Annotated in this window: 14 protein-coding genes and 1 pseudogene; 10 read left to right on the top strand and 5 right to left on the bottom strand. The window is 73.4% G+C overall.

Translation table 11 applies throughout. The features are described 5' to 3' along the window. Positions 1–83, top strand: a pseudogene (locus DTL70_RS35080) (transglycosylase SLT domain-containing protein); the annotation flags it as partial. A gap of 133 nt (positions 84–216) precedes the next feature. Here the strand turns inward: DTL70_RS35080 and DTL70_RS05690 are convergent. Both DTL70_RS05690 and DTL70_RS05685 read right to left on the bottom strand, forming a co-directional pair. Next, positions 217–1,392 carry a GDSL-type esterase/lipase family protein gene (locus DTL70_RS05690; protein ID WP_114020749.1) on the bottom strand — a complete coding sequence of 392 codons (1,176 nt, stop codon included), beginning with the start codon at positions 1,390–1,392 and terminating at the stop codon, positions 217–219. Between the two features lie 88 nt (positions 1,393–1,480). Further along, positions 1,481–2,056 carry a TetR/AcrR family transcriptional regulator gene (locus DTL70_RS05685; protein ID WP_114020756.1) on the bottom strand — a complete coding sequence of 192 codons (576 nt, stop codon included), beginning with the start codon at positions 2,054–2,056 and terminating at the stop codon, positions 1,481–1,483. An 82-nt stretch (positions 2,057–2,138) separates the two neighbouring features. On the opposite strand from DTL70_RS05685, the gene DTL70_RS05680 reads away from it, so the two are divergent. Together DTL70_RS05680 and DTL70_RS05675 are read left to right on the top strand one after the other, a co-directional pair. After that, the gene (locus DTL70_RS05680) at positions 2,139–2,630 is read left to right on the top strand and encodes an FBP domain-containing protein (RefSeq protein ID WP_114020748.1); all 492 of its coding nucleotides are present in this window, start codon (positions 2,139–2,141) and stop codon (positions 2,628–2,630) included. 68 nt (positions 2,631–2,698) lie between these two features. Further along, positions 2,699–2,923 (top strand): hypothetical protein, encoded by a 225-nt coding sequence (locus DTL70_RS05675; RefSeq protein ID WP_147266731.1) that lies wholly within the window; start codon positions 2,699–2,701, stop codon positions 2,921–2,923. A 114-nt stretch (positions 2,924–3,037) separates the two neighbouring features. Here DTL70_RS05675 and DTL70_RS05670 read toward each other — a convergent pair whose 3' ends face one another. Beyond that, entirely contained in the window at positions 3,038–4,081 is a 1,044-nt protein-coding gene (locus tag DTL70_RS05670; RefSeq protein WP_114020746.1) for a CobW family GTP-binding protein, read from the bottom strand. After that, on the bottom strand, positions 4,078–5,574 hold the full coding sequence (locus tag DTL70_RS05665; RefSeq protein WP_114020745.1) for an amidohydrolase family protein: 1,497 nt from the start codon (positions 5,572–5,574) through the stop codon (positions 4,078–4,080). Before DTL70_RS05665 ends, DTL70_RS05670 begins: the two co-directional genes overlap by 4 nt. Before the next feature lie 693 nt (positions 5,575–6,267). Between DTL70_RS05665 and DTL70_RS05660 the strand changes: the two genes are divergently transcribed. The 6 genes from DTL70_RS05660 (at position 6,268) to DTL70_RS05640 (ending at position 13,529) form a co-directional block, all read left to right on the top strand. Beyond that, entirely contained in the window at positions 6,268–7,704 is a 1,437-nt protein-coding gene (locus DTL70_RS05660) for a nucleobase:cation symporter-2 family protein (protein WP_245979040.1), read from the top strand. A gap of 71 nt (positions 7,705–7,775) precedes the next feature. Then, positions 7,776–8,516 carry a GntR family transcriptional regulator gene (locus tag DTL70_RS05655; RefSeq protein ID WP_114020744.1) on the top strand — a complete coding sequence of 247 codons (741 nt, stop codon included), beginning with the start codon at positions 7,776–7,778 and terminating at the stop codon, positions 8,514–8,516. 279 nt (positions 8,517–8,795) lie between these two features. Beyond that, positions 8,796–9,233, top strand: coding sequence for a hypothetical protein (locus DTL70_RS35075; protein WP_425470317.1), 438 nt, complete (start codon positions 8,796–8,798; stop codon positions 9,231–9,233). Continuing rightward, positions 9,188–11,026, top strand: a complete 1,839-nt coding sequence (locus DTL70_RS05650; protein WP_425470316.1) for a molybdopterin cofactor-binding domain-containing protein — start codon at positions 9,188–9,190, stop codon at positions 11,024–11,026. The genes DTL70_RS35075 and DTL70_RS05650 overlap by 46 nt, the downstream gene beginning before the upstream one ends. Positions 11,027–11,117: 91 nt before the next feature. Then, on the top strand, positions 11,118–12,065 hold the full coding sequence (locus tag DTL70_RS05645; RefSeq protein ID WP_114020743.1) for an amidohydrolase family protein: 948 nt from the start codon (positions 11,118–11,120) through the stop codon (positions 12,063–12,065). A gap of 63 nt (positions 12,066–12,128) precedes the next feature. After that, complete coding sequence (locus DTL70_RS05640) at positions 12,129–13,529, top strand: UbiD family decarboxylase (protein WP_114020742.1); 1,401 nt, start codon at positions 12,129–12,131, stop codon at positions 13,527–13,529. 67 nt (positions 13,530–13,596) lie between these two features. Here DTL70_RS05640 and DTL70_RS05635 read toward each other — a convergent pair whose 3' ends face one another. Then, positions 13,597–14,370 carry an AraC family transcriptional regulator gene (locus DTL70_RS05635; RefSeq protein ID WP_114020741.1) on the bottom strand — a complete coding sequence of 258 codons (774 nt, stop codon included), beginning with the start codon at positions 14,368–14,370 and terminating at the stop codon, positions 13,597–13,599. 71 nt (positions 14,371–14,441) lie between these two features. Between DTL70_RS05635 and DTL70_RS05630 the strand changes: the two genes are divergently transcribed. Further along, positions 14,442–15,674, top strand: coding sequence for an MFS transporter (locus DTL70_RS05630; protein ID WP_245979039.1), 1,233 nt, complete (start codon positions 14,442–14,444; stop codon positions 15,672–15,674). The last annotated feature ends 74 nt before the right edge of the window (positions 15,675–15,748 follow it).

The following is a 15,748-nucleotide window of genomic DNA, read 5'->3' as shown; positions in this document are numbered from 1 at the left end:
ACCCCGTCGCCAACATCGTCGCCGCCTGCAACTACGCCGCCGACCGCTACGGCACCATGGACAACGTCGACTCCGCCTACTGAGCAGAAGGCCCCAACAGCCGACACCACACACGCACCACGCACATACGCACATACGCACATACGCACACACGCATGCGACACCCCGAGCGGGTGGGAGGAACACCCTCCCACCCGCTCGTCGCGTATGCGGCCCTCAGGGTGCGAGCGGGCAGCCAGGGCCGAAGGCCAGGTCGGCGAAGCGCTCGCCGATCCGGCGGTGTGCGGCCGCGTCCGGATGCAGCTGGTCGGGCAGCGGCAGCTCCGCGAAGTCGGTTTCGCCGTAGAGCTCCCGGCCGTCGAGGTAGAACAGGTGCGGGTCCTGTGCGGCCCGCTGGGAGACGATCCGGGCGAGCTCCTCCCGGATGACGTTGAGGGTCAGCTTGCCCGCGGCCCGCTCCGCCGGGTCGCCCATGGCGCGGAAGAGCAGCCTTCCCGAGCTGATGTCGCTGAAGTCCGGAGCGCAGGGCCCCGGGGTGTCCTCGTGTATGGGGCACAGGATCGACGAGACAACCAGCAGCGGGGTGGTCGGGTGTCCCTCGCGGATCGTGTCGAGGAAGCCGTGCACCGCCGGGGTGAAGGCCCGCAGCCGCATCAGGTCGCCGTTGACGAGGTTGATGCCGAGCTTGACGCTGACCAGGTCGGCGGGGGTGTCCCGCATGGTGCGGGCGGTGAACGGGTCGAGCAGGGCGCTGCCGCCGAGCCCGAGGTTGACCAGTTCGACACCACCACGCGAGGCGGCCAGCGCGGGCCATGTGGAGGTGGGCCCCGCGGCGTCGGAGCCGTGGCTGATCGAGCTGCCGTGGTGCAGCCACACCTTGCGTCCCTGGTCGGGTACGGGCTCGACGGGGGCGTCGGTGCGCAGCGCGCCGAGTTCGGTGGTCTCGTTGTGCGGCAGCCAGATCTCGACGTCCTTTTCCCGGTCGGGCAGGCCCTCGAAGCGGAGCGTGTCGGCCGGTCCAGGGGTGGTGTCGGCGGTGCCGGCCAGCATGTCGATGGTCAGGGTGTTGCCGCCGGTGGCGGTCGCCCGGCGGACGGGCCGGCCGTCGACAAGCAGCTCGTACACGCCGTCCGGGCGGGGCGGGGCGCCCACGTAGTCGCGTTTGGTGGGCAGTACATCCAGCTCCACCGTGGTCGCCGCGGTGCGGAGCGCCAGGCGGACCCCCGAGGGCTGTGATTCGGCCATGGCGAGTTGTCCGTCGGTGTTCTGGGCGCGCGCCCAGGCGGGCAGCCGGTGGGGCAGGACGCCGTGCGGGGTCTGCTCCAGGTCGGCGGCGCCGCGTACGAGGTCCGTGGTGAGCGGCGTGGTGATCCAGTCGTGCGTGGGGTTCATGGGGGTCCAGCCTGTGTGGTCGGGAAGGCCGCTTCACGCTCAGGCGCGGGGGGGGGGGGGGGGGGGGGGGGGGGGTTGCCGGGTGGGGTCAGGGCCCCGGTGGGCGCAGGCTGCGGAGCAGGGCGTCTAGGTGGTCGACGACCCATGTCCAGGTCTCCGGCGCGTCGGGGGCGCTGTGGCTGAAACCTCCGGACGCCTCCAGGCTGACGAAACCGTGGAAGACGCTGCCGAGCAGCCGCACGGCGTGCGTCTGGTCCGGTTCCGGCAGGTCGTAGCCGCGCAGGATGGCGCGAGTCATCTGGGCGTGCCTGCGTCCGGCGCTCGCGGCGGCGGTGCGGGGGTCGAGGGGGAACCGGGTGGCGGCGTATCGCCCTGGGTGCTCGCGGGCGTAGTCGCGGTAGGCGTTCGCGAAGGCCGCCAGGGCGTCCTTGCCCGCTCGTCCGGCCAGGGCGTCGGCGGCGCGCTCGGCCAGTTCCTCCAGGGCGAGCAGCGCGATACCCGTCTTGAGGTCGTGGGAGTTCTTCAGGTGCGAGTACAGGCTCGCGACCTTGACGTCGAACCGTCTGGCGAGCGCCGAGACGGTCACCTGGTCGAATCCGACCTCGTCCGCGAGCTCGGCTCCCGCCCGGATCAGCCGCCGCGCACTCAGTCCGGCTCGCGCCATGTCCTTCACCCGCCACCTGAGAGTCTTCCATGAAAGCCTTAAGGAATTGCCTAAGCCTTTTAGGCAATTTACGGTAACACTCATGAAGGCGCTGACAGAACCAGAGATCCGTTCCGCGTTCGTGAACTGCACCAAGGGCGAGGCCAAGCGGCTGGCGGTCCCCCGCGACCTCGCCGACCGGCCCTGGGACGCGCTCGACTTCCTCGGCTGGCGTGACCCCCAAGCGCCGGGCCGCGCCTACCTCGCCACCGAGTTCGAGGGCCGCACCCGGGCCGTCGCGCTGCGCAGTCCGGCGCCCGCCTCGTGGCAGGCGCGGCGCGGCATGTGCTCGATGTGCCTGACCCCGCACACGGGCGGGGTCTCGCTGATGGTCGCGCCGAAGGCGGGCAAGGCAGGGCAGCAGGGCAACTCGGTCGGCACGTACATATGCGGCGACCTGGAGTGTTCGCTGTACGTGCGCGGCCGCAAGGATCCGGCGGGCGGCGCCCGGATGCACGAGTCGCTCACCCTGGAGGAGAAGATCCGGCGAGTCGAGGGGAACGTCGCCGCGTTCCTCGCGAAAGTGGTCGCGTGATCGTGTCGCGGACCCGACCGGGCTCGTTGGTGGTGGTGACCCCAGGTGAGCAACCGGAAGGAAACACCATGCGTGCACGTGCACTGACGGCGGGGATGCTGGCCGCCGCCGCCTCGTTGACCGGCGTCGCCGCGGCGTCCCAGGCCGCGGCCGCTGACAGCACCGCGGGCGGCCGGAACGCCGCCGCCGAAGCGGGTGGCGTGTCCGACCAGTTGGGCCTGTCCTCCGTGATCTCCCAGGCCGAGCAGCAGTTGCGCATGGTCGGGGAGCAGGCGCAGCAGCACGGCCGCTGAGGCGCGGAACAGCGCCCCGCGCCCGCGCCCGCTCCCGCGTGCACGTCCGCGTCCGTGCACGAGGCCAGGTGTGCGATGTCGCGAACCGGCCCCGGCGGCTCAGCCATCGGCGGATCAGGCTTCGGCGGTGACGCGAGGTGCCGCGCACGCGCGCAGGCCGGCGGTCAGTTCGGTGGCGTCGAGGCCGCGTCCGATGAACACCGCGCGGCTGCGGCGCGGCTCGGCGGCGCTCCACGGCGCTCCCGGGCGCAGTTCGTGGAGCCGGTGGACGCCCTGCAGCACGTAGCGGCAGTCCTGGCCGGCGAGCGCCATGATGCCCTTGAGCCGGTAGAGGTCCGCGCCGCGTGCGGCCGCCAGGTCTCCCAGCCACCTCTCCAGTGCGGCGCGGTCCAGCTGCTCGGAGATCTCCACGCTGACAGAGCCGATCTCGGGGTCGTGCCAGTGGCGGCTGTCGTCCTCGGTGAGCCAGCGGTGGTCGGCCTGTGCGCTGCGGTCCAGGTCGAAGGCGCCGATGCCGAGCACGGCGTCCAGGTCGACCTCGGCGTGGCAGGAGGTGACGAGGCCGGCGGTCGCGTTGATCCCGCGCAGACGCGCCAGGAGGGTGTCGAGTTCCGCCGCCTCCACCAGGTCGGTCTTGTTGACCACGACCCGGTCGGCCACGGCGATCTGGTCGGCCACCTGGCGGCCGGGCCCGGTGTGGTGCTCACCCGCGTCCCAGGCGTCGAGGTGGGGGGTCACGTGCCCGGCGTCGACCAGCGTGACGACCGCGTCGAGCCGGAACCTGGAGGCGACCTCCTCGTCCACGAAGAACGTCTGGGCGATGGGGTTGGGGTCGGCCATACCGCTGGTCTCGATGAGGACGCGGTCGAGGTGTTCGCGTCGGGCCAGTCGGTTCAGGATGTCGATGAGGTCGGTGCGCGCGGTACAGCACAGGCAGCAGCCGTTGGCCATCTCCACGATCTCCTCGTCCGTCTCGACGACGAGGTCGTTGTCGACCGGGATGTCACCGAACTCGTTCTCCACCACCGCGACGCGCTGCCCGTGCCGCGCGGTCAGTATGTGGTTGACGAGCGTCGTCTTGCCGGCTCCCAGGAAGCCGGTCAGCACGGTTACCGGGATCGCGGGGCTCTTCGGCGCTTCCCTGCCATGGTGTGTCATCGGCGCTCTCCGATGGAGGTGTGGGTGGGCGAAGGGGTGGCCGCGCGGTGCTGCGCGGCGCGGGAAGGCACGTCGATGCCCGCGCGCCGCAGCAGTGCGTCGGCCCGCTCCTGTGCCTCGGCTGCGGCTGCCTGCTCGTCCACGGACAGGCAGTGCCCGTCCCTGTGCACGATCCGGCCCCCGACCACGGTGGTGGTCACATCGCCGGCGCGGGCCGCGTAGACGAGAGTGCTCATCACGTCGTGCAGCGGCCGCAGGTGAGGGGCCGTCAGGTCGACGACGGCCAGGTCGGCGAGGCGGCCGGCGACCAGCGAGCCCGCGTCGACACCCGCGTAGCGGGCGCCTTCCCTGGTGGCCATCGCCAGCACCTCCCGGGCGGTGACGACCTGGGGGTCGAGGGTGTGCAGCCGCTGCGCGAGGACGGCCTGTTTCATGCACTCGAACATGTCCTGCCGGTGTCCGCAGCTGGGCCCGTCTGTGCCCAGCGCCATCAGGACGCCCGCGTCGCGCAGTGCGGGCAGCCTGAGGGTGCCCGAGGCGAGGTAGCCGTTGGAGACGGGGTTGTGGGCCACTGCCGCGCCCGCCGCGCCCGCCTGTTCGATCTCCTCGTCGTCCAGCCACACCGCGTGCGCCAGCGTGGCCCGTTCGTCGAGCAGCCCCTCGCCGGCGAGCCACTGGAGGGGGCGCACGCCGTAGGCCGCCGTGTAGCCGCGCGGGTCGGCGCCGGATTCGCAGCAGTGGGTGTGCCAGCGGGTGCCCAGTTCGCGGGCCAGGCCGACGGCGGCGCGCACCAGTTCCTGATCGACGTAGGTGAGGTTGAGCGGCGCGGGCCACACCTCGACGCGCGAGCCCGGCGGGCGATGGGCCACGGCCTGCCTGGTGAGGTCGAGTTCGTCCTGGGCCGAGTAGCGGAAGAGGGCGTCGGGTTGGCCGCGCGCGGCGGCCACCGCGGTGCGCTCACCGACGATGCCGCGGGCCACCGCACCGCGCAGTCCGGCCTCTTCCAGGGTCCGGGCGACGGCGAGGGTGGTGTCGAGGTCGGTGGGCGCGTAGTGGTGGTCGACGACGGTCGTGATGCCGGCGCGCAGCGCCTCGGCGGCGGCGAGCCTGACGCCTGCCACCGCGTCCTCTCCCGTGACGGAGATCGAGTACGGCCACATGAAGTCGCACAGCCACGGCACGATGGACATGCCTTCGCCGAGCCCGCGCACGAGTGCCTGGTAGAGGTGGGTGTGGCCGTCGACGAAGCCGGGGATGACGGCCTGCCCCCGGCAGTCGAGGACGGTGCGCGCCCGCAGCGCGGACAGCTCGTCGGCCGGGCCGACGGCGGTGATCCGGTCGCCGGTGACGGCCACGGCGCCCGGCTCGTGCACGGTGTACCGCTCGTCGACGGTGACGACGGTGCCCCCGGTCAGCAGCAGATCGCAGGACGCGGCGACGGGCCGGGGCCTCGGGTCGTGCGCGGATTGGGGCGGATGCTGGGCGGACGTCATGGCGGCTCCCTCCCCCGGACCGCGCGGAGGCGGCGGGGACGAACGGCTCGGTCTCGCCGAACGGTTGGCCCGCCCTGGGCGGGAGGTCACCGGCGGAGGGGTGCGCTGCGGTGTGCCGTCCGGAGGACGGCCTGCCTGCAACATGTAATGCGCCTCCGCCGAGGGCTGTCAAGACGGTGGACGGCACGGGCGGGCCCGTGACATGCCAGCACGTCACGGTGTTCGGCCCGGACCCGGCCCGGTCTTCCGCAGCACGGTTCCGGAGGCTCCGGGGTGCGGGACGGGTTGACAGGTCCGCCGCTGTCTCTACGGTCCCTTACATTGCATGCAACACGCAGTGCTGCGTCCCCTTCGCAGCATCGAGCACGCAGCACTCCCCCGGCGCCGGTCCGTCCACCGGCCTGCCCGAGCCGCGGTCACGGCTGCTCCGTGCCGTCGGCCGCACCGATGGAATCCGCCGCTCATCAGCGCGGCGGAGGAGGGAGCAGGGCATGGTCAACTTCCGCAGCGTCGTGGGGCGTCCGCGCGCGCCCCGCGCCGGGAACAGGGCCGGCGGGCCCGGGCCCCGCGCGCGTGCGCCGCACGAGGTGGACGCCGTACCGCCCGTGTGGCACCTGTTCGTGTACGGCACCCAGCACGTCCTCGCCTTCTACGCGGGAGCGGCCGTGATGCCGCTGCTGGTCCGCCCAGGGGGTGGGGCTGCGCGACGCGGACCAGGCCATGGTCGTCAACGCCTCGCTGCTGGCGTGCGGACTGGCGACGCTCCTCCAGTCCGTCGGACTGCCCGGCATCGGCATCCGGCTGCCTGTCGTACAGGGCCCGGCCACCAGCGCCGTCCCTTCCCTCATCGCCGTGGGACTGGCCGCAGGCGGAGCCCACGCCGGACTGCCCACCATGTTCGGCGCGGTGATCGCCGCCGGACTCGCGCTCTTCGTCGTCGCGCCGGTCTTCAGCAAGCTGGTGCGCTACTTCCCGCCGCTGGTGACCGGCACGATCGTGACGGTCGTGGGGGTGACGCTGCTGGCGGTGGCCGCCAAGCAGGTGGGCGGCGGGGATCCGGGAGCTGCCTCCTTCGGCAGCCCCGCCCACCTGGGGCTGGCCGGTGCGACGCTCCTCGTCATCATCCTGGTCTCGCGCTTCTCCAGCGGCTTCGCGGCGACCGTGGCGGTGCTGGTGGGCCTGCTGGCGGGGACGGGGCTGGCGATGGCGACGGGCCTGGCGGACTTCTCGGGTACCGGCTCCGCACGGTGGTTCGGGATGACCGAGCCCCTGCACTTCGGGGCGCCGCGCTGGGACACGGCGGCGGCGCTGTCCCTGTCGCTGGTGATGGTGGTGATCGCCGTCGAGAGCATCGGCCAGTTCTTCGCCGTCGGACGGATCGTCGGACGCGAGGTCGGCGAACGCGACGTCGTACGGGCGTTGCGCGCCGACGGGCTCGGCACGGTGTTCGCCGGGCTGCTCGGTTCCTTCCCCAGCACGGTGTTCTCGCAGAACGTGGGGCTGTTGCAGCTGACCAGGGTGCGCAGCAGGTGGGTGGTCGCGGCGTCCGGCGTCCTCATGGCCGCGTTGGGGCTGATGCCGAAGGTCGGTGCGGTGATCGCCGCGATGCCGACCCCGGTGCTGGGCGGGGCGACGATCGTCCTCTTCGGCACCATCGCCGTGGTGGGTGTGCAGATCCTCGCGCAGGCCGACCTGGCACACAGGAACGGCACGCTCGTGGTGGCGGTCAGCCTCGGTGTGGGCTTTCTGCCCACCGCCTACCCGCAGTTCGCGCAACGGCTTCCCGGTGAGCAGTTGCATGTAATTTTCGGGAGCGGAATCATCCTCGGTTCGCTCACGGCTGTGCTGCTCAACCTGCTCTTTTACCATGTGACCCTGCCGGGACGGCGCGCGGCGCCAACGTCCGCAGTGGTCGGGGGCGTTGACGGTCCTGAGGAGCACATGCAACATGAAGTCGTCAGGGCAGCCGACGATCCGGCCACGGGCACCGCACGGGCGGGACCGGCGAGCGCGGGCAGCGGCCGGGACGTCGCCGGCCCCGGCCCGGCCGCCACCGGCGGTGGAACAGCCGCCACAGGCGGCGGCCAGGCCACCGGGACGCCACCACGAGGCGGCGGAGCCCGCGCCTGAGAGCCGCCGCCTCCCCACCGACCACTTCCGCCCACCGAGACCGGGCCCGCACGAGGGGGTTCTTCCACACGATGCCGATCGAGAGCGCGGTGAGCCGTCTGGCAGGCGGCAGTCTGCTGGCCGACCAGGCGTACCAGGAGTTGAAGAGCGCCGTCCTCGCCGGCCGGCTGTGCCCGGGCGACGCGCTGTCCGTCCCGGCGCTGGCGACGCGGTTGGGCATCAGCCGCAGCCCCGTACGCGAGGCGGTGCAGCGCCTCATCCACGACGGCCTGGCCACCCACGAGCCCCACCGGGGGGCGGTCGTGGCGCGCGTGGACGTGGCGGACGTGCGCCGGCTGTACGTGCTGCGGGAAGTGATGGAGGGGCTGGCGGCCCGCCTGGCCACCGAGCGGCTCGACGCGGCGCGGGTCGCCGAGCTGCGCGCGCTGCTGGAAGAACACGAACGCGTGGTGGCCACCGGGGACGACGAGGAGAGCCACACCCGGATGGACATGGCCTACCACCGGCTGATCCGCGAGGTCGCGGACAACGACCATCTGACCGCCGCCCTGGACACCATCCAGGGCAAGGCCCACCTGGCGCTGCACTCGCTCTGGCGCAGCCCCGAGGCCCAGCGGCTCGCCGTCGCCGAGCACCGGCGGATCTTCGAGGCGATGACCTCGGGCGATCCGCAGGCGGCCGAGGAGGCGGCCCGTGAGCACGTGCGGCGGCTGCGGATCCGGCTGTCGCAGACGGTGCCGCAGCGGGTGCCGGCCGAGGGGCCGGCATCGGAAGCGGTGGCCAGGGCGCCGCGTGCCGACAGCGCCGGGTAGCGCCGGACCGCCGCGCTCACACCGCCCTGCCCCGCCGGCGCTCGGTGCGCGAAGCGAGCGGGAGTGACCGGACCACCGCGCTTCCGCCAACACCGTCGGCACCGGCACCGGCACCGGCACCGGCACCGGCACCGGCACCGGGCCCACTACCCCGCCCCTGCCACCCACCGTCCACCAGTCACCGGCCACCGTTCACCAACTACCAACTACCAACAACCGGCACCCGGCACCCGGCACCCGGCACCCGGCACCCGGCACCCGGCGAGAGGGAGGCACACCGTGAGCGGCACGACGACAGCGCACCCACCCGGCGCCGCCACACCGACTCAGACGGCCCGGGCCCAAACACCACCACCGGCCCGGACGGCACCAACCCAGACCGCACCGCCCCGGACGGCACCAACCCAGGCCGCGCCGGTCGGCGGGACGGCGGCTCCGCCGCGCGGCGTCAGCGCCCCGCACACGCCCGGCAAGACCGGCCCGGCCGCCGGTGTCGGCAGCGGAGCACCGCGCCCCGACGGCGGGCTCAAGGTGACCGGGGCCTTCGCCTACTCCTCGGACCTGCGCAGGGACGACGCGGTGTGGGGCGCCACGCTGGGCAGCCCCCACCCCTCGGCGCGCGTCCTGAGCATCGACGCGTCCCGCGCCCGCGCACTGCCCGGGGTGGGGCCGTGCTCACCCACGAGGACGTTCCCGGGCTGCCGCGGTACGGGATGAAGGTGGCCGACCAGCCGGTGCTGGCGTCCGACCGGGTGCGCTACCAGGGGGAGCCGGTGGCGCTGGTCGCCGCTGACCATCCGGAGACGGCGCGCCGCGCGCTCGCCCTCGTCGACGTCCGCTACGTCGAACTCCCGGCGCTCACCGACCCGGAGGCCGCACTGCGCGGTGAGGGTCCACTGGTGCACGAGACCCACCCCCTGGGCGCCCCGACCGCGGCGTCCACGGCGGCCACGGCGTCCACGGCGGCCACGGCTCCGGCCGGCGGCCCCACCGCCGGCCGGGTGGCACCGGGCAACCTGGTGCGGCACGTGCGCATCCGGCACGGTGACGTGGCGCGGGCGCGGGCCCGCGCGGACGTGGTGGTCGCCGGGGTGTACGAGACCGGGATGCAGGACCAGGCGTTTCTGGGGCCCGAGTCGGTGCTGGTGGTTCCGGCGGAGGACGGCGGGGTAGAGGCGTACGTCTCCTCGCAGTGGATCCACGACGACCAGCGGCAGATGGCGGCGAGCCTGGGGCTGCCGGTGGAGAAGGTGCGGGTGCGGCTGTCGGGGGTCGGCGGAGCCTTCGGCGGGCGGGAGGACGTCTCCTGCCAGATCCATGCCGCCATGCTGGCGCTGTACACCGGGCGTCCTGTGCGCATGAGTTACGGCCGTCCCGAGTCGTTCCTGGGCCATGTGCACCGGCATCCGTCGCGGATGCGTGTCGAACACGGCGCGACGCGCGAGGGGCGGCTGCTGTACATGAGGGCCAGGCTGCTGCTGGACGGCGGCGCGCCCGTCGCCGAACTCCTGCGGCGATTGCGCGACCGTCCGCTGCCGCCGCCCGCGGCACGAGACGGTCAGCCGGAGACGTCGCTGACCCGGCCGGGCGGGCTGAACAACACCACGCACGGCGAGGGGGTGCGGCGCGGCGTCGGTTACGCGGTCGGCGTGAAGGCCATCGGGTTCTCCGGCGGGGTGGACGACCGCTCCACGGCGCACGTGCGGCTGCTGCTGGCGGGTGGCGAGCCGGTCGCCGAGATCCGGTCGGCCGCGGCCGAGTGCGGGCAGGGCATCGTCACCGTGCAGGCGCAGATCGCGCGCACCGAGCTGGGAGTGGAGCGGGTGGTGGTGCTGCCCGCGGACACCTCGGCGGGTGACGCGGGCTCCTCGTCGGCGTCCCGGCAGACGTGGATGAGCGGCGGCGCGGTGCGGGGCGCCTGCCGCGTGGTGCGGGAGCGGCTGCGCGCACGCGGTGCCGGGCCGCCGGCCGCGCTGCTCGCCGAGGGCCCGGTGGAGGCGGAGTTCACGTACGCGCACCGGCGCACCGAGCCGGTGGACCCGGAGCGGGGGCAGGGGGCGGCCCACATCGCGTTCGCGTTCGCGGCGCACCGGGCCGTCGTCGACGTGGACGTCGAACTGGGCCTGGTGAAGGTGGTGGAGCTGGCCTGCGCGCAGGACGTGGGCAAGGCGGTGAATCCGGTCGCCGTCCACGGTCAGATCGAGGGCGGTACCGCGCAGGGGCTGGGCCTCGCGCTGCTGGAGGAGCTGCGGGTCGAGGGCGGCCGGGTACGCAACGGTTCGTTCACCGACTACCTCATCCCGACCATCGCCGACATGCCGCCGGTCCCCACCGACCTGTTGGAGCTGCCGCACCCCGACTCCCCGTACGGGCTGAACGGGGTGGGTGAGCCGCCGACGCTCTCCTCCACTCCGGCGCTCGCCAACGCGCTGCGGGACGCGACGGGGCTTCGGCTGCCGAGGGTGCCGGTGCGGCCCGAGGAGATCATCGACGCCGCCGAGGGGAGGTGAGGCGGGCCTTCGGGTTCCCCCAACGGTCCGGGTACGACAGGCCCACCGCGGGCCCCAGCCGAGGGCCCCACCGAGGGAGAGGACGACGCACGTGATCATCGACACCCACATGCACCCGACCAACAAGCCGGACAAGGCCTGGCGGCACGCCGGCGATCCCTTCACGGGCGAGCGGACGCTCGCCATGATGGACGGCCCGTACACCATCAACGGCAAGCCGCGCCGCATCGACTACGGCTGCATCATGCCGCCGCCCGGCAACACCGTCTGGCAGGACGGGATGCGCACCGGACGCGAGGGCATCCGCGACTACATGTCCTACATCACCGAGCTGGTGTCGGCGCACCCGGACAGGTTCGTCGGGAACTTCCTGTACAACCCGCGCTTCGGTCCTGAGAACGGGGCGAAGGAACTGGAGTTCCACGTCAAGGAGTACGGCTACAAGATGATGAAGCTGCATGCCAACATGCACGCTTATCGTCCCGACCGTGCCCTGGACTGGCTGCGTCCTGTGCTGCGGGTGTGCGACGAGCTGGGTGTGGTGGTGCTGATCCACACCGGGGACGGTCCGTACTCGATCCCGACGCAGTTCTACCCGATCATCCGCGAGTTCCCCAACGTCAACTTCATCCTCGCGCACTTCGGGGTGCAGACCGGCGGCGTGTACTGCTTCGAGGCGCTGTACATGATCCTCGACTCGCCCAACGTGTACGGCGAGTCGGGCTGGCTGCTCCAGTCGCGGATCGTGGAGTTCGCCCAGCAGATGGAGAAGCACCAGCTCGTCTTCGGTACCGACTCGCCCCCCAACGAGCCCGGCATGTGGGCGCGTGAGCTGGAGGTGCTGTGCGGCCCGCCGCCGCAGGGCATGCACCTGTCGGAGGAGGACCTGGAGGGCTACCTCGGCAACAACATGGCCCGGCTGCTGGGCCTGGAGCCCACTCCCCCGCCGCGGGACGAGGCCGAGGCGAAGCTGCGGCTGACCGACACCTACGCCTCCTTGGACGGCGCCCGCACCGGGCGGGCCGCGGCCCGGGCGTAGCCGCCAGGTCCGGGGGCGCTTCCCGCCCCCGGACCGTACCGTGCAGGAGGGAGGAGGAGCGCCGTGCACGCGAGCGCAGCAGCGCGATCGCAGGACCTGCGGGACTTCCTGGCGGACTACCCCGCACGCCACCCGGAGGACGTGACCACCGTCCACGAGGAGATCGACGGGGAGGACGTGGCGGCCCTGGTGCTGGAGCTGGCCGCCCGCGGACGTGAGGACATGCTGGTGTGTCCCGGTGTGCGGGGGCTGGGCGGCACCGGTCTGGTCACCAACGTCTTCGCCTCCCGGCGCCGGGTCGCCCGGCTGCTGGACGCCCGGCCCCGGGAACTGCACACCGCCTACCAGGCAGCGGCGGCGCGGCGCACCACCCCGCGGGTGGTGTCGGAGGGGCCGGTGCTGGAACGGGTGGCGAGCGGGCCCGAGGTGGACCTGGGAAGGCTGCCGCTCATCCGGCACTTCGCCTCCGACCGCGGTCCCTACCTCACCAGCGGTGTCATCGCCGTGGAACCGCCGCCGGGAGTGCCGGGGCGCGCGGGGAACCTCAGCTACCACCGCGCCATGGTGCACACGCGTGACCAGCTCGCCACCAGCCTCCACTCGCGTGGCCACCTGTGGCAGTTGCTGGGGCTGGCGGCCGAGCGCGGCGAACGGCTCCCGGTGGCCATGGTGATCGGCGGCCACCCGCTGTTCCTGCTGGCCACCTCGGCCCGCCTCGACGCCGGCACCGACGAACGGGACGTCGCGGGGGGCCTGTTCGGTGCGCCCCTGGAGGTGGTGCGCACCCCGCGGTACGGCATCCGGGTGCCGGCGAGCGCCGAGCTGGTGCTGGAGGGCGCCATCGACCCGGAACTGAGGGCGGACGAGGGCCCGTTCGGCGAGTTCTCCGGGTACTCCTCCAGCCGCTCCACGCACAACGTGCTCACCGTCGAGACGGTGCTCGGCCGGCGCGAACCGCTGCTGCTGGACATCGCGGGCGGCAACACCGCCGACCACCTCAACCTCGCCCGCATCCCGCGCGAGGCGGAGATGGCGCAGAAACTCTCCGAGCGCTTTCCCGAGGTCGCACGCCTGCACTATCCGACCTCCGGCACCCACTTCCACGCGTACGTGGCGCTGCGCCGTTCGCGGCCCGGGCAGGCGCGGCAGGTGATGCTGGGGCTGCTGGGCTGGGACCCGTACCTGAAGACGGTGGTGGCGGTGGACGAGGACGTGGACGTGGACGTCACCCGGGACACGGAGGTGCTGTGGGCGCTGGCGACGCATCTGCAGCCGCACCGGGACGTGTTCGTGGTGGACGGGCTTCCCGGCAGCCCCCTCGATCCGTCGTCCACGGCGGAGGGCACCACCTCCCGGATGGCCCTGGACGCCACCCGTGCCGCCGACTTCGGCGGCGTCCGCATCGACGTCGCCGCGCGCTGCACACGCACCGCGCGGCGCCTGCTGGACGGCGGCGGCAGGTAGCGCGTCCCGGCACGGCCCGGCGGCACGCTCGCAGACCTGGCGGCGTCACGGGGAGGCCCGGCGGCGTTCACGGGGAGAAGTAGAGGCTCGGTGTGGTGCCCAGCGCGCGCCGGAACATGGCCGTGAAGGCGCTCGGAGTGGCGTAGCCGACGCGCAGCGCGACGGTGGTGACGGGCGCCCCCTTGGCCAGCAGCGCCACCGCGTGCGCCAGCTTGGCCTGCCGTACCCAGTGGCCCAGGCTCATACCGGTCGCCTCGGCGAAGCGGCGCTGGAGGCTGCGCGGGCTCATGTGCGCGGCGGCGGCGGCCTGCCGTGTCGTCCACGCGTCCTGCGGGCAGCGGCGGATCCGCGCGCACAGGTCCGCCAGGCGGGGGCAGTCCGGGGCGGGGAGGTGCAGCGCGGGCACGGGGCGGGGGGTGAGTTCGCTCAGCAGCAGCCGCATGAGGAGTCCGTCCCGGCCCTCGGTGTCGTACTCGACGGGCAGCCGCGTCGCCTCGTCGATCAGCTCCCGCAGCAGCGGGGAGACCGAGACGACCGTGGGGGCCGCGGGCAGCCGGGTGGCGGCGCCCGGGTCCAGATAGAGCGTCCGCATGGCGACCCTGCCCGCGCAGGTCATCTCGTGGTCGAGCCCCGCGGGCACCCACGCGCCCCTGCTGGCCGGCACCACCCAGGTGCCGAGCGGGGTACCCACCGAGATGGCGCCGGTGATGCCGTAGATCAGCTGTGCCCTGCGGTGCCGGTGCGGCGGGATGTGGTGGCCGTCGGCCAGGTCGCGAGCCATCGCCGCCACCGGGCGGGGCACATCCTGGTAGTCGTCCCGGTTCTCGCTCTTCCCGAACATGGCGCACTCTCGACATCACCTGGCAGTACGGCGAAAGTATGCCAGCCGGGCCGGCCATAGCGTCGTTCTCCGTGCCTGATCCCCGCTTGATGCCCTCGCCCCCGCCACCGGCGCGGGGTCACGGGCTCTCCCGCCTCCACGTGCTCGTCCTGGCCGTCACCAGCGCGGTGACCGCCTCCAACGTCTACCTCAGCCAGCCGCTGCTGGAGGAGATCGCCGGCTCGCTGCGGGCCGATGCCGCGCTGCTGGGAGCGATCCCCACCGCCACCCAGCTCGGCTACGCGGCCGGCATCCTGCTGCTCGTGCCCGCGGGGGACAGCCACGACAGGCGTCGGCTGATCCTGGTGCTCACCGCCTGCTCGGGCCTGGCGCTGGCGGCGAGCGCGGTCGCCACCAGCGCCTGGCTCCTGGCCGCGGCCGGCTTCGTGACGGGGCTGCTCTCCCCCGTACCGCAGCTGGTCACGCCGCTGGCCGTGGCGCTGTCCGAGCCGCCCGAGGGCCGGTCGGGCGGACGGGGCCGCGTCGTCGGCACCGTGCAGGCGGGGCTGCTCGTCGGCATCCTCGCCTCCCGCGCCTACGCGGGCGCGCTCGCCGAGCTCGTCGGCTGGCGTGGCGTGTACACCGTCTCCTGCGCCCTCACGCTCCTGCTGGCCGTCGTCCTGCGCCGGTGCCTGCCTGCGGACCCGACACCGGCCGGCACCGACAGCTACCTCGCCTGCCTGGCGTCCCTGCCCCGGCTGGCGGCCCGGCCCCCGGTCGCCCGGGTGGTCTTCTCCGGGGCGCTGGTCGGTGTGGCCTTCGGCGCCTTCTGGACGACGCTGACGTTCCTGCTGGCCCGCGACTACCACTACGACAGCGCGCGGATCGGGCTGTTCGGGCTCGTCGCCGCCGCCAGCGCCCTGGCCTCCCCGTGGGCGGGCCGACTCGCCGACCGGTACGGCCCACGGCGCGGTCTGGCCGCGCTGACCGCTCTGGTGATCGTCGGCTGGCTGGTCCTGCTGCCCGGCGGCACCTCCCTGGCCTGGCTGGTGGCCGGCATCGTCCTCCTGGACGTCGGCGTGTGGGGCAACCAGACGGTCAGCCAGACCGCGCTCTTCTCCCTCCCCACCCCCCTGCACAACCGGCTCAACACCAGCTACTTCACCTGCCGCTTCGCCGGCATCGCGACCGGCTCCCTGGCGGGCTCCCTCGCCTGGAGTACCGCGGGCTGGCCGGCCGTCGCCGCTCTCGGCGCCACCTGTGCCACCCTCGGACTCGCACTCGGCCTCCTCCCCCACCGCGCCCACACGGAGCCGGCGGCCTGAACGGCGTCCGGCAGCGTGCGCGCGGCGAGCCGAGTCCTGCCCCCTCGCCCTCGTCGAACTGTCCGAGCGCCTTG

The sequence above is a fragment of the Streptomyces diacarni genome, from assembly GCF_003323715.1.
Lineage (GTDB): Bacteria > Actinomycetota > Actinomycetes > Streptomycetales > Streptomycetaceae > Streptomyces > Streptomyces diacarni.
This window is presented reverse-complemented; position numbering and strand designations above follow the sequence as displayed.

What these genes read in the sequence shown, in the direction of transcription:
- DTL70_RS05680 (WP_114020748.1), top strand. Translation starts at nt 2,139, where the DNA reads ATGAAGGCGCTGACAGAACCAGAGATCCGTTCCGCGTTCGTGAACTGC.
- DTL70_RS05690 (WP_114020749.1), bottom strand. Translation starts at nt 1,392, where the DNA reads ATGAACCCCACGCACGACTGGATCACCACGCCGCTCACCACGGACCTC.
- DTL70_RS05655 (WP_114020744.1), top strand. Translation starts at nt 7,776, where the DNA reads ATGCCGATCGAGAGCGCGGTGAGCCGTCTGGCAGGCGGCAGTCTGCTG.
- DTL70_RS05665 (WP_114020745.1), bottom strand. Translation starts at nt 5,574, where the DNA reads ATGACGTCCGCCCAGCATCCGCCCCAATCCGCGCACGACCCGAGGCCC.
- DTL70_RS05635 (WP_114020741.1), bottom strand. Translation starts at nt 14,370, where the DNA reads ATGTTCGGGAAGAGCGAGAACCGGGACGACTACCAGGATGTGCCCCGC.
- DTL70_RS05675 (WP_147266731.1), top strand. Translation starts at nt 2,699, where the DNA reads ATGCGTGCACGTGCACTGACGGCGGGGATGCTGGCCGCCGCCGCCTCG.
- DTL70_RS05685 (WP_114020756.1), bottom strand. Translation starts at nt 2,056, where the DNA reads ATGGCGCGAGCCGGACTGAGTGCGCGGCGGCTGATCCGGGCGGGAGCC.
- DTL70_RS05670 (WP_114020746.1), bottom strand. Translation starts at nt 4,081, where the DNA reads ATGACACACCATGGCAGGGAAGCGCCGAAGAGCCCCGCGATCCCGGTA.